General features: G+C 66.9%; 16 protein-coding genes. 8 read left to right on the top strand and 8 right to left on the bottom strand.

From position 1 onward, the window contains the following. Positions 1-77 precede the first annotated feature (77 nt). The 4 genes from ASE79_RS20710 (at position 78) to ASE79_RS04875 (ending at position 3,381) form a co-directional block, all read left to right on the top strand. Positions 78-617, top strand: a complete 540-nt coding sequence (locus tag ASE79_RS20710) for a hypothetical protein (protein ID WP_056412418.1) — start codon at positions 78-80, stop codon at positions 615-617. 133 nt (positions 618-750) lie between these two features. Continuing rightward, positions 751-1,425 carry a cell wall hydrolase gene (locus ASE79_RS04885; RefSeq protein WP_056412415.1) on the top strand — a complete coding sequence of 225 codons (675 nt, stop codon included), beginning with the start codon at positions 751-753 and terminating at the stop codon, positions 1,423-1,425. Between the two features lie 49 nt (positions 1,426-1,474). Next, positions 1,475-2,038, top strand: coding sequence for a septal ring lytic transglycosylase RlpA family protein (locus tag ASE79_RS04880; protein ID WP_056412412.1), 564 nt, complete (start codon positions 1,475-1,477; stop codon positions 2,036-2,038). 356 nt (positions 2,039-2,394) lie between these two features. Beyond that, complete coding sequence (locus tag ASE79_RS04875) at positions 2,395-3,381, top strand: AraC family transcriptional regulator (protein WP_156359510.1); 987 nt, start codon at positions 2,395-2,397, stop codon at positions 3,379-3,381. Positions 3,382-3,408: 27 nt separating this feature from the next. Here ASE79_RS04875 and fliA read toward each other — a convergent pair whose 3' ends face one another. The 8 genes from fliA to ASE79_RS04835 form a co-directional block, all read right to left on the bottom strand. Then, positions 3,409-4,158: an RNA polymerase sigma factor FliA gene (gene fliA, locus ASE79_RS04870; protein ID WP_056412407.1), complete on the bottom strand. Its 750-nt coding sequence runs from the start codon at positions 4,156-4,158 to the stop codon at positions 3,409-3,411. Then, entirely contained in the window at positions 4,155-6,215 is a 2,061-nt protein-coding gene (gene flhA, locus ASE79_RS04865; protein WP_056412406.1) for a flagellar biosynthesis protein FlhA, read from the bottom strand. Before flhA ends, fliA begins: the two co-directional genes overlap by 4 nt. A 3-nt stretch (positions 6,216-6,218) precedes the next feature. Continuing rightward, entirely contained in the window at positions 6,219-7,064 is an 846-nt protein-coding gene (locus tag ASE79_RS04860) for a hypothetical protein (RefSeq protein ID WP_056412405.1), read from the bottom strand. A 177-nt stretch (positions 7,065-7,241) separates the two neighbouring features. Further along, positions 7,242-7,559, bottom strand: coding sequence for a hypothetical protein (locus ASE79_RS04855; RefSeq protein ID WP_056412401.1), 318 nt, complete (start codon positions 7,557-7,559; stop codon positions 7,242-7,244). Further along, positions 7,546-7,860: a flagellar biosynthesis anti-sigma factor FlgM gene (gene flgM, locus ASE79_RS04850; RefSeq protein ID WP_056412397.1), complete on the bottom strand. Its 315-nt coding sequence runs from the start codon at positions 7,858-7,860 to the stop codon at positions 7,546-7,548. The genes ASE79_RS04855 and flgM overlap by 14 nt, the downstream gene beginning before the upstream one ends. A gap of 85 nt (positions 7,861-7,945) precedes the next feature. Next, entirely contained in the window at positions 7,946-8,440 is a 495-nt protein-coding gene (locus ASE79_RS04845) for a flagella basal body P-ring formation protein FlgA (protein ID WP_056412395.1), read from the bottom strand. Beyond that, positions 8,437-8,973 carry a hypothetical protein gene (locus tag ASE79_RS04840; RefSeq protein WP_056412393.1) on the bottom strand — a complete coding sequence of 179 codons (537 nt, stop codon included), beginning with the start codon at positions 8,971-8,973 and terminating at the stop codon, positions 8,437-8,439. Before ASE79_RS04840 ends, ASE79_RS04845 begins: the two co-directional genes overlap by 4 nt. Continuing rightward, the gene (locus tag ASE79_RS04835) at positions 8,970-9,644 is read right to left on the bottom strand and encodes a motility protein A (RefSeq protein ID WP_082445056.1); all 675 of its coding nucleotides are present in this window, start codon (positions 9,642-9,644) and stop codon (positions 8,970-8,972) included. The genes ASE79_RS04840 and ASE79_RS04835 overlap by 4 nt, the downstream gene beginning before the upstream one ends. A gap of 435 nt (positions 9,645-10,079) precedes the next feature. Between ASE79_RS04835 and ASE79_RS04830 the strand changes: the two genes are divergently transcribed. The 4 genes from ASE79_RS04830 to ASE79_RS04815 are packed head-to-tail and all read left to right on the top strand — an operon-like array spanning position 10,080 to position 12,840. Then, a complete protein-coding gene (locus ASE79_RS04830) occupies positions 10,080-10,418 on the top strand; it encodes a flagellar basal body rod protein FlgB (RefSeq protein ID WP_082445055.1) in 339 nt (112 codons plus the stop codon). A 1-nt stretch (position 10,419) separates the two neighbouring features. Beyond that, positions 10,420-10,830, top strand: coding sequence for a flagellar basal body rod protein FlgC (flgC, locus tag ASE79_RS04825; protein ID WP_056412388.1), 411 nt, complete (start codon positions 10,420-10,422; stop codon positions 10,828-10,830). 2 nt (positions 10,831-10,832) lie between these two features. Then, positions 10,833-11,516: a flagellar hook assembly protein FlgD gene (locus ASE79_RS04820; RefSeq protein WP_056412385.1), complete on the top strand. Its 684-nt coding sequence runs from the start codon at positions 10,833-10,835 to the stop codon at positions 11,514-11,516. Between the two features lie 31 nt (positions 11,517-11,547). Continuing rightward, positions 11,548-12,840 carry a flagellar hook protein FlgE gene (locus ASE79_RS04815; protein ID WP_056412382.1) on the top strand — a complete coding sequence of 431 codons (1,293 nt, stop codon included), beginning with the start codon at positions 11,548-11,550 and terminating at the stop codon, positions 12,838-12,840.

The raw sequence follows: 12,840 nt of genomic DNA, 5'->3' as shown, positions 1-12,840 counted from the left end.
GACATTACCGCAACATAATATCGCTGAGGACACCGGGGGGACACAAACGCCCGGCGGGCGGCTACAGGGGTTGTCACATGCGTCTTTTGAAGCTCATCCGGTTCTCCGTGCCCGTGCTTTTGGGGACGGGGCTCGTCTTTGGCGGGGCGGCGAACGGCCAATCGGGGGCAGATTCGTCCAAGACGTTGGACACGCTCGCGAATTGTCAGGGCATTGTCGCGGATGCCGCCAGGCTGGCCTGCTTCGATGCCGCTGCGACGCAAATCGCGAGTGCGCGTAAATCAGGCAGCCTGCTGGCGCTCGATCGCGGCAAGGTGATCGAGCACAGGCGGCAGCGGTTCGGACTTGCGGACGCCGCGCAGAGTCCCCTGGACGGCGGCGAGGCGGACCGGCTGACCAAGGTCACCGAGGTCCGGACGACCATCACGAGCGCGAAGCCGTCGAGCTATGCGCGGTTCTCGCTGCAGCTGGCGAACAACACCGTCTGGGAAACGATCGAGCCGCTCAAGGTCCAACCGCGTCCCGGCACCGCCATCATCGTCAAGCAGTCGGGCTTTGGCGGCTTCAAGGCGACGATCAGCGGCGAACGCCCCATCCTCATCAAGCGCCAACGCTGACCCCGAACCTGGCGGTAATGCGCTTCGCCTTGCAGAGAACGCCGCAACGATCCCGGTGACACGCGCGCCGAGGCCAGCCGCCCGGTCCGAACGCTCTTCCCCCAATGCCCCTTTTCCCCGATACGGGGGCGGCATGACGAAGCGACGCGCTCAATCCTCGGTATCGCGCATACGGGGCGGGGGAGCGCCGCGGCGTCCGTCGTCGGAGCATTGGCTGCTGCTGCTCGGTGTCGCGGTCGTGGTGGCGGCGATCTTCGGGTCGCTGACCGATCTGCCATGGCCTGCCGCAACGCTCGATCCGCGACGCCCGCAACGCCTGACGATGGCGGAGGCGCGCGCGTCCAACGCACGGGTGCCGGTCGTAACCGCGAAACGCCGGGCGGCGGCGCGGTTCCGGTTCAAGGGCGGCCCTGCGGCGCGCGAACAGGCGACCGAATGCCTCGCGACGGTGGCACTCTATGAAGCCGGCGAGGATCGCGACGGGCAGCGCGCGGTGATCCAGGTCGTTCTCAACCGCGTCGGTGCGGCGGGATTTCCCAAGACCGTGTGCGGCGTCGTGTATCAGGGCGCGACGCGCAAGACCGGGTGCCAGTTCTCGTTTTCATGCGACGGCTCTGTGACGCGCAGGCCCGAACATGAGGGGTGGGAGCAGGCCAGACGCGCCGCGCGTCGCGCGCTCGCCGGCTATGTCTATGCGCCGGTGGGCCGCGCCACCCATTATCACACCGACTGGATGGTGCCCTATTGGCGCGCCTCGCTCGTCAAGGTCGCGACGGTGGATTCGCATATCTTCTATCAACGGCGATGACGCGTATGCCGCGCGCTTCACGTCAGCCAGCGTGCCGACAGGATCCGACATGATGGTTTCAAGACCCGCTCTCCTGGTCGCAGGACTGGCAGTCGCGCTGACGGGATGCGCCGGTGGCGCGTTCCGGCCGGTGAGCGACGCGCCCGTCGCACTCGGCGCCGCGTATCGCGTCAAGGGCAAGACCTATGTGCCGGTCGCCGACCCCGGCTATGACGTGCTTGGCTATGCCAGCTGGTACGGATCGGAATCGGGGAACCGCACCGCCAGCGGCGAACGCTTCCGCGCGGACTGGATCACCGCCGCACATACCACGCTGCCCCTGCCGACCTATGTCGAGGTCACCGCGCTCGATACCGGGCAGCGGATCCTCGTGCGGATCAACGATCGCGGCCCGTTTTCGGGACGCGCGCGGATCATCGACCTGTCGCGAGCGGCCGCGGCGGGGCTCGGCGTCGCCGCCACCGGTTCTGCCGCGGTGCGCGTGCGCCGCGTCGAACCGGCGGAGTCCGACCGCGCGCGGCTGCGCAAGGGCAAGCCCGCGCATGCCCTCCCGCCGATTTCCGAACGCGAACGGCTAAACCTCCGACGGCAGCTTGCCGTCGCGGGCTTCTGATACCCCTCCGTCACACTAGGCAACATGCGGGCGCGTGCCGCTCAAACAGCTGGTCTTGCGACGATGCCGCAAAATCTTGCTATGTAAAGTCAAGCGGTTGGGTGGTGGGGCCGTGGAAATATACGCGACGCAACGATAGCGTAGCTAATCTTTCGCATCTGCGGCATAAGCCGAACGAGGGGGCTCAAGACGATGACGATTGCAATCCCGTGGCGATAAGGCCGGCTATCAACGATAGCCCTATCCTAACCAAGCCTTGCCGGCAGGGGCCTGACCCGCATGCCATATTGGCAGTCGCGGGGCCCCGTGCGAACCGTGCATTATAAGGCACTATACCCTATGTTAAGGTCTGGAGAATGAAGGCAGAACAATTTGGCGGTGCAACGCAGTCTCGCGGTGCCGCCGCGTCAGTGATCGAAATGCCGGCCGGGCTTCACGTCCGCTACGAAGCCCCCGACCGAACGCTCGCCGAATGCATCACCGGCTACGCAATCTATGCGGCAGAAGACCGTGCCGCGATGGTCAACTGGTATCTGCCGTCGCCGCCGATGATATCGATCGTGCTCGATGCCGGCCCGATCACCGTATCGCTCGGCAATCATCGGTTCGGGCCGCTCGATGCGGTCAGCCTCTACGGGCCGACCAGCCGTGCGTTCCGAACGGTGACGCATGGCGGGATCGCGGTGGGGATCGGGATCAGCGCGCTGGGCTGGGCGCGCATGACGCAGCGTCATGCCGGCGATTTCTACAATCGCGTCGTGCCGCTGAGTACGATCCTTGGTGCGGACTTTGCCGAGCGGCTGCGCGAGGGGCTCGACGTCCTCGACGATCCGGCGTCGATCAAGCCGTTGCTCGACGACATGCTCGCACCGCTGTTCGCGACCCCGCATCCGCGCGAGCCAATGATCCGGGCCTTCACCGCGCTGACGATCACCGATGGCGTGATCGAGATGAAGGACGTCGCCGACCGCCTGGGGGTGCCGACGCACGACCTGCGGCGCGTGGCGACCCGGTATTTCGGCATGCCGCCCAAGATGCTGCTGCGCCGCGCGCGGTTCCTGCGATCGTTCATCGGCCTGATCCGCGACGAGGGGCTCGGCGATTATTCGAAGATCGACAGCAGCTATTTCGACGCGTCGCATTTTCTGCGCGATGCCGGGACGTTTCTCGGTACGACGCCGCGGCGATTCCTCGCCGCGGAGACGATCTTCCTGCGCGCGAGCCTGCGCGCGCGGCTGATGGTGCTGGGGGCGCCCACCGCGACTCTCCACGACGGCGTCCCGCGCACGCGCGTTGTGCAGCCCCACCGCGACGACGACATGCGGATCCAACCCGAGATCTGATCCAGCCAGACATCGCCGGCGCCGCGGTCAGACCGCGCGCGCCAGCGCCTTTTTGAGCTTCGCGTGCGCGGACGCCTTGATCTGGCAGACGCGCGCCGAGCCGACGCCGAAGACTTCGCCGATCTCCTCGAGGTTGAGTTCCTCGACGTAATAGAGCTGGATCACCTGCGCCTCGCGTTCGGGCAGCGCGGTGATCGCGGCGATCAGCGCGTCGCGCATGTCGCTGTCGGCGAGTTGCTCGAACGCGTCCGGGGTGTCGTCGGCGAACCAAGGCAGGTCGTCGGCGTACATCTCGTCGATCGAGTCGAGGCGGATCGAGTCGGCGGTGACATAATCGGTCCGCAGTTTCTCGATCGTGACGCCGATATGCTGCGCGATCATGTCTTCTTCAGGGGCTTTCCCCGTGCGGGCGGTGAGCGTCGAGATCGCGTCGGCATATTGGCGGCGGCGACGCATCGCGCCGCGCGTCGATGTCGCCTGGCGGCGGAGTTCGTCGATCATGCTGCCGCGCAGGCGCGTAATCAGGTAGGTCTTGAACGGCATGCCGCGCTCGTCGAAGTTCGCGGCGGCCTCGACTAGCGCGACCAGCCCGACCTGGATCAGGTCCTCGACCTCGACGCTGCTGCTCATGCTGCCATGCACATGCCAGGCGATCCGGCGGACGAGCGGAAGGTGCTGCTTCACCAGCTGGTTCGCGTCGCCGCCGGGGCGTTGATGCGGGCGATAGGTCAGGGGTTGGGCGTCCGCGAAGGCGTCACGCAGCGGAAGCGCGCTCATGCCGCCAACGCCTGTTGCGAGGCGCCGATGACCGCGACGACCTCGACCGCCTTTTCTTCGGGCACTTCGAAGAACGACAGAACCGGCGTGTCGGGCAGGCAGGTCTTGACCAGCTTGCGGATCGCGATCCGGATCGACGGCTGGACGACCAGCGCGAACGGCTTCGCCTCGGCGATCAGCGGCCCGGCGGCGCGTTGCAGCGCCTCGACGATGCGGCGGCCGAGATCGGGTTCGATGACGTGGCGGCGCGATTGATCGGCGCGCATCGCCTGGCCGAGCAGACCTTCCAATTGACCCTCCAACGTCATGACGCGCAGCGGTTCGCGCACGCCGCACAGTTTCTGGATGATGAGCGCGCCGAGCTCGGGACGGATCGTCTCGATGAGCTCCTCGGCGTCCTGCGTACGCTGCGCGGCCACCGCGATGGCGCCGGCGATGCGGCGGAATTCCTTGAGCGGCACATTCTCCGCGAGCAGGCCCTTGAGCACCTGCGTCAGCGTGGTGATCGGCAGCGGCGCGAGTGCGGCCACCAGCTGTGCGGCGCGTTCCTTCAGGCCGTCGAGCAGCGCCTGCACCTCGTCCTGGCCGAGCAGGTCGGCGGCGTTCTGGCCGAGCAGATGGTTCAGATGCGTCGCCATCACGGTGCCGGGATCGACCACGAGATAGCCGGCACCCGTCGCGGCATCCGCGTCGCTCGCATCGACCCAGGTCGCGTCGAGCCCGAAGGTCGGGTCCTTCACCTTCTTGCCGAAGAGGTCGCCGTAAGCCTGCCCGGTGTCGAGCGCGAGCATTTCGTCGGGCGACACCGTGTCCTCGCCGACGACCACGCCGTTGACGAGGATGCGGTAGACGTACGGCGCCAAATTGATGTCGTCGCGGACGCGCACCTGCGGAACGACGAAGCCCAGTTCCTTCGACAGCTGGCGACGAACGCCGGTGATCCGGCCCATCAGCGGCGAGCCGCGACGTTCGTCGGCGAGCGGCACCAGGCCGTAACCGATGTCGAGATTGACCTGCATCCCGTCGGTGACTTCCTCCCAGCCGATCTTCGACTGGTCGATCGTCTCGACGGGCACGATCACGACCGGGGCAGGGCGGCGCTCGATCTGGCGCAGCTTCCACGCGGCGAACCCGGCAATGGCGGCGGCGGGCAGGATCACCATGTGCGGCATGCCGGGCAGGATGCCGAGCAGCGCGAGGATGACCGCGACGGGCGTCCAGGTGCGGGGGCTGCCGAACTGGCCGCCGATCTGGCCGGCGAGATCCTTGTCCGAGGTGACGCGCGTCACGATCGAGGCGGCGGCAATCGACAGCATCAGCGAGGGCAGCTGCGCGACGAGCGCGTCGCCGATCGCGAGCAGGATGTAATTGTGCGCGGCGTCGGCGATCGACATGCCGTGGCTTACGGGCCCGAGGATCAGCCCGCCGATGATGTTGGCGGCGAGGATCAGCATGGCGGCGACCGCGTCGCCCTTCACGAACTTCGACGAGCCGTCCATCGAGCCGTAGAAATCGGCCTCGGTCGAGACTTCGACGCGGCGCGCCTTGGCCTCGTCGGGCGTGATGAGCCCCGCGTTGAGATCGGCGTCGATCGCCATCTGCTTGCCCGGCAGCGCATCGAGCGTGAAGCGCGCGCTGACCTCGGAGACGCGGCCGGCGCCCTTGGTGACGACGATCATGTTGATGATCATCAGGATCGCGAAGACGAAGATGCCGACGACGTAATCGCCGCCGATCAGGAAAGTGCCGAACGCCTCGATGACGTGGCCCGCCGCGCTCTCGCCCTCATGGCCATGGACCAGCACGATACGCGTCGACGCGACGTTGAGGCCGAGGCGGAACAGCGTGGCGAACAGCAGCACGGTCGGGAAGGCGGAGAAGTCGAGCGGCTTCTGCGCGTTAAGCGCGACCATCAGCACGGCGAGGCTGATCGCGATATTCGCGACAAAGAAGATGTCGAGCATGAACGCCGGGATCGGCACGACCATGACGAGCACGAGCATCAGGATCGCGAGCGGCAGGACGGACGCGCGCGCGCTGGAGAGCAGGCGGTTCATCGCTTAGCCGCCCAACCGTGCGAGCATCATATAGGCGAGGCGCGCGGTGTCGGGCGTCGGCCGCAGGATGCTGGCGGCGGCCTGCGTCGTCTTGCCGGTGAACTTGTTCATTGCGGTGGTGGCCCAGGCGAGCGCGTCGTCGGCGCTTTCGTTGCTGCCGGTGACGACCGTGGTGCCGTCCATGTCGAGCGCCTGCGACGCGTAGTTGGTGGGCGTTGCGGTCGCACTCGCGCCCGCCGCCGCGCCGCCGAGCTTGTCGGCAAACCGGTCGTAGATCGCCGACAGCGTGCGCGGCTGGTTGTTCGAGTCGTAGAAGACGTTGTGGTTGGCGCGCGCGGCGGCGGGGAACAGCGCGGCGCCGCTCGCCTGCGGGTTGGCCTGCATCGTCTTGAGGAACTTGGTCGCGCCGCCCAGGCCCATGAAGTGCGCCATGTAGAGGTCGGTGCCCGACGCCGGACGGTTCAGCGAGCCTTCGAGCGACGCCTTGTTGTCCGACGCATATTCGGCCGCCATCAGCGAGGCAGCGCCCGGATCTTTGCGCAGCGCGAGGATCGCCGCCTTGGTGCCGGCGTCACCGACTGACAGCCGGCCGCTGGAGGAGGTGCCGATGCTGTTCGCGGCCCAGCCCAGCCCGTGCTCCGCGCCGTGCTTCTTGACGACCGAGAGCCAGCTCTGCTCGATGAACTGATAGAGGCCCGACGCGCTCGACGTGCCCGCCTTGGCGTTGGCGTTGAGCCCGCTTTCGAGCTTCGCCTGGCCCAGCAGATAGTCGAAATCCACGCCCGTCTTGCTGCTCGCAAGCGCGATCGCGGACTGGATCCGGCCGGTAGTGATAGAATTGACGGTCATGCCCGTGTGCGGTGCCCCTGATTCAGGGGGTGCTCAGCAAGGTGCGTGCCAATTGCACGGTTGACGACTGAGAATGTCGTCATCCTGATGAAAATCAGGACCCAGGGCCGTGAAGGACGGTGCTCTGTTACTCTGGGTCCTGACTTTTGTCAGGATGACGGAGGTCGAACGTGTGGCTTACGCGTACGCCGCCCTCAACCCCGGCCGATAACCGGCAACGGCACCGTCGCCGGTCAGCGTTTGCAGGCGGCGGCGAACATTTGCCGCCATCAGGTTGGTATAGATGCGGCACGTCTCGTTGAGCCGGTTCGCCTCGTCCGCGAGCTCGCGGATGTCGGGGCCTGCGGGGCCGGTGCCCAGCAACGCGACCTGTTCGATCCCGGCGAGCTTGTCGGCGGTCGCGCGCTCGAGGCTGGCGACGTCGTTCGATTTCAGCGCGGCGATCTCGGCATGGAGCGCGTCGATCACGCGGATCAGGGCATCACGCCGTTTCATTGGATTTCCACGAGAGCTTGAGCGCCATCAGCCGGTCGGCGATGGTCGCGGGAAGGATCGGAAAGGTGTTGCTGGCGATCGCCTTCTTGATCTCGGCGACGCGCGATTCGTTGACCGGGGGCGCCGATGCCATCGTCTTCGCCAGCGCCAGCGAGTCCGACAGGACCGAAGGCTGGCTCGACGCGGGTGTCGCTTGCGGCTGTACGGGCGTCTGCACGGCCGTCGTCGGCGTCGCGGCGGCGATACGCGCGACGGAGCGATCTCCTGCTACTGACGGCTTCGCACCGATTGAGTCCACCATGTCCGCATCCTCTGGTTTGCGCTGACATCAGGAGAAACGGCCGCATCGCGAAAAGCTTTAGCAAAATTAATCTGTTTGGCAGATTTTAGTTGGACCAGCCGGGCAGGGTCGCGCGACCCGCCTCCACGGCGATCGCCTGGACCGGTGTCCGCGTGTCGTCGACCTTGACCATGAACCGGCCGCCAGGTGCGGCATCGCCCATCGCGACGCCCTCGCGGCTGATCGAAAAGCCCTCGGTTCCCGCCTCGATCACGATCGGATCGCCGCGCTTGATGACCGGCGCCACCTTGGCGACGGGGGCGAACGCGGGTGCGATCGCCGCGGGGGCGTTGGCCGGCCGGATCACGGGCACGAAGATCCGCCACGCCGGCCCCGCGCACGAAACGACGACCGCGTCATGCTGTTCGGTGCGCCAGGACAGCGACACCGTCGAACACGTCGCGAGCCGCAACCGCGCGTCGACCGGCGTCCGCGCACCGCCTTCGGCACCCGTCGGGCGACCGGTAAAGGCGGCCACCGAACGGTCGAGCGCGGCGGTATCCTGGAAGCTGGCGGCGATGAGCAGGAACGGGATGATCATTGCGGAATCCTCTGGATCTGGCCCTTTTCGGGTTCGCCGACAAAGGCGACGGAGACGATCGCGGCACGGCGGCCGGGTTTGGTGGCGGTGACGATCGCGACGCGCGACGGCGCGACCGCGGCCAGCGCTGCGGCGACGGTGCGCGCGCGGTCCGCGGCCAGGATCGCGGGACTGCCGGTGGCGCGGTCGATATCGACGGGGGTTCCGTCGGTTGATCCGGTGACGGTCAGCATCACGCGCGGATCGCGGGCGGCCTCGCGCGCCCAGGCGACCAGCGCACTGGGCGTGGTCGGCAGGATCGCCGAGCCGGGTGCGAAATCCAGGATCCCGGCGGCGGCGACGGGCATCGGCGCAGGCTCGGCATCGTTCGCGCCAAAGCCCTGGCGGATAGCCTTGGCGAGATCCTTGCCGCCGATATGCTGGCTCGCCTGGAGCAGCACGAGGAAGCCGACCAGCAGCAAGGCGAGGTCGGCAAGCGTGATCAGCCAGAGCGGCTTGCCGGTCGGCGTGTCGGGATAGTCGCTGGCGGTCATGCGACCGTTGCCAAGGTCGGGGCCAGCGTAGGGGCGACATAGCCGCGCGGCGTCTCGCGTTCGGCGAGTGCCACGAGCGGCGCTTCGATCCGCGCGCGTTCGAACGCCTCGTTGCGGCCTTGCGCGCGCAGCCGGTTGGCGATCGGCATGAAGAGCAGGTTTGCGAACAGCGCGCCGTACAGCGTGGCGAGCAACGCCACCGCCATCGCGCCGCCGATCGCGCCGGGATCGCTCATCGTCGCGAACATCTGCGCAAGGCCGATCAGCGTGCCGACCATGCCCATCGCCGGCGCGACTTCGGCCGCCCCCGCCCATACATCGGCGGCGGCGACGTGGCGCTCGATCCGCGCGCGACGCCGGTGCTGGACGAGCGTCGCGACATCGGTTGCCGAGGCGCCATCGACGATCGCGGCGATCCCCGCGGCGACATCGGCGTCGGCGATAACCGAGCGATCGAGCGCCATCACGCCGTGCCGCTTGGCGATGCGCGCCAGCGCGGTGATCTGCTGGAGCAGTGGCTCCGCGTCGAACCGGCCGCGGCCGAGCGTAGTCACCGCGGCGAGCGCGTGGCCCAGATCGCGAAACGGGGTGCGCAGGACGATGGCGAGCGCGGTACCGCCGCCGACGATGGCGAGCGCTGCGGGGTCGAGCAGTTGGGCGAGCGTGATCATGTGCGTGGGGTGATGCAAGGGATGGGCCAGATCGTGCGGCGCCAGCCGCTGAAGGCACTAGCCTGTCTTATCAGCACCACCCCGGCGAAGGCCGGGGCCCAATTGGGAAGGTCGCAGTAACGAAGCGCATCCTCCGTCAGCAACGTTCCCCAATTGGACCCCGGCCTTCGCCGGGGTAGTGGACGTAACCAGCGGTCCCCGCCTTCTCGGGGAAACATCGTGGTGGCGAGGGCCCGCAGTTCCGTCTGCGACCCTGAACCCACCAAGCGGCAACCCCCTTGCCGCCCACCCCTGCCGCACCGGCAATCCGTTGCCGCCCGGCTTGCCGCCCACCTGCCGCCGCCCGGCAAATCGCCATCCTGCGCCCTCGCCGGGGAAACTGGCACGCCCATTGCTTATGATCGGTTGCGCAATGGTGCGCCAGGAGACGGGCTTGTGTCAGGCGACACGCTTTTCGGAGTTCATGGGGCAGCACTCGAGGTGCGCTCGCAGCGCATGGGTGTGCTGGCGTCGAACATCGCCAACGCGTCGACGCCCGGCTTCAAGGCCCGCGACATCGATTTCCAGTCGGCGCTCGCATCGGTCGAGTATGACGGCGGCACCGGCGCCGCCACCAAATACCGCGTGCCGACTCAGACCTCGATGGATGGCAACACCGTCGAGCTGAGCCAGGAGCAGACTGCGTTTGCCGAGAACGCCGTCCAGTATCAGACGACCTTGTCGTTCCTGAACGGGCGGATCGGCCAGATCACGCGCGCGCTGAAGGGGGAATAAGATGTCCAATCAGCCCATGACGATCTTCCAGGTGGCAGGGCGCGCGATGTCCGCGCAGCTCGTCCGGATGAACACCACCGCGTCGAACCTCGCCAATGCCGGCGGGACCACCGGCTCGGCGGAGACCGCGTACAAGACGATGAAGCCGGTGTTCCGCACCAGCTTCGACGCGGCCAGCGGCATGTCGACGGTCGATGTCGAGCGGGTCGTCACCGCGGGCGATGCGCCGACCAAGCGCTACGATCCCGACAATCCGATGGCCGACAAGGATGGCAACATCTTCGAGGCGGCGGTCGATGAAACCCGCGAGATGGTCGACATGATGGAGACCGCGCGCAGCTACCAGAACAACATCGAAGTGATGAACACCGCGAAGTCGCTCATCATCGATACCCTCAAGCTAGGCCGCTGATCATGGCAACCTCCTTCGATTCCACGCTGAACAGTCTCGGCATCAAGCGCACCACGACGTCGGCGGCCACCACGACCACCACGTCGAATTCGTCGTCGCTGAACCAGAATGATTTCCTGAAGCTGATGACTGCGCAGATGCAGAACCAGGATCCGTTCAACCCGGTCGACAACACGCAGATGGTTGCGCAGATGGCGCAGTTCTCCAGCCTCGCCGGCATCTCCGAGATGAACACGACGATGAAGTCGATCTCCGACAAGCTGGGCGCGACCAGCGCGAGCGACGCGATGGCCTATGTCGGCAAGACCGTGCTGACCGAAGGATCGACCGCTTATGGGCGCAACACCGGCGGGATTGCGGGATCGGTCGAACTCCCCAGCGCGGTGACCAGCGTCAACGTCACGATCAGCGATGCGAACGGCGTGGCGATCAAGACGATGCAGCTCGGCGCGCACGCCAAGGGGACCGTCGGTTACGATTGGGACGGCAAGGACAGCACCGGGGCCGACGCCGGCACCGGCCCGTTCAAGGTCAGCATCGACGCGCAGAATGGCGGCGCCTCGGTCGCCGCCGCCAGCCTGGTCTGGGCGCCCGTCCAGTCGGTCTCGACCACCACCGGGTCCGCCATCCTCACCCTTCCCGGGATCGGCGAAGTGCCGGTCAGCGCAGTCCGCCAGATCGGCTGATCGCACCCCTCGATTTCAAGGAGTTTAACCCATGTCCTTCTACACTTCGCTTTCCGGTCTCCAGGCATCGCAGTCCGAAATGGCGACGATCTCGCACAATCTAGCGAACGTCTCGACCAACGGTTTCAAGAAGAGCCGCACCGATTTCGCCGACGTGATCGCGTCGAGCGTCACGGTCGCCCCGTCGCAGCAGATCGGGTCGGGCGTCATGGTCAAGGGCAATCGCCAGCAGTTCGGCCAGGGCAACCTGCTCCAGTCGGCGAACGCGCTCGATCTAGCAGTGTCGGGTGACGGCTTCTTCGCGGTCAAGCCCGATCCCAGCTCGGCGACGGTCAACTACACGCGCAACGGCTCGTTCCTGGTCGACGCGAACAACAACGTGACCGATGCGAACGGCAACTTCCTCCAGGTCTATCCGGTCGACGGCTCGGGCAACCTCGTCCAGGCGAGCATGGGCTCGCTGAAGAACCTCACGCTGCCCGCGACCAGCGGCACCGTCAAGGCGACACAGGACGTCACGCTCGGCGTCAACCTGAACGCGCAGACCGCGGTGCCGGCCAAGACGCCGTTCGATCGCTTCGACGTGTCGTCCTACAATCAGGCGACGACCACGTCCGTCTTCGATGCCGAGGGCAACCCGATGACGATGACGAGCTATTATGTGCGCGACACCGCGCCGACCCCGACCACCGCGGGCGCCGCCGCCGATCTGACCGCCACCTGGTCGGTCTACAGCTATGTCGGCGAGCAGAAGATGACCGTGGGTGCCGGTGCGGGTGGCAGCGACAATGTGAAGCTGCAGTTCGACAGCAAAGGTGCGCTGACCGGCCCGACGACCAAGACCACGTTCGACTCGATCACCACGGCGGGCGGGTCCGCGCAGGCGATCAGCCTTGATCTGACCGCGAGCACGCAGACCTCCGCGCCGTTCAAGGTCGCCAAGCAGACGCAGGACGGCCTTGCGGTCGGCCAGTTGCAGGGCGTGACCGTCGACGATGCGGGCGTCGTCAAGGCGAGCTTCTCGAACGGCGACGTCCGGGCGCTGGGCCAGGTGGCGCTCGTCAACTTCTCGAACCCGTCGGGTCTGCGCCAGATCGGCGACAGCGGCTGGGCGTCGACCGGCGTCTCGGGCGTCCCGGTCGCGGGATCCGCGGGGCAGAAGGGCCTCGGCAACCTCACATCGGGGATGATCGAGCGGTCCAACGTCGACATCACCGAGGAGCTGGTCAGCCTGATCGCGGCACAGCGCAACTTCCAGGCGAACTCGAAGGCGCTCGATACCGCGAGCCAGATTTCGCAGACCATCTTCAACATCCGCAGCTGA

This window comes from Sphingomonas sp. Leaf28 (genome assembly GCF_001421685.1).
Lineage (GTDB): Bacteria > Pseudomonadota > Alphaproteobacteria > Sphingomonadales > Sphingomonadaceae > Sphingomonas > Sphingomonas aurantiaca.
Note: the sequence above shows the minus strand (reverse complement) of the source record. Positions and strands in the feature narration are given on the sequence as shown.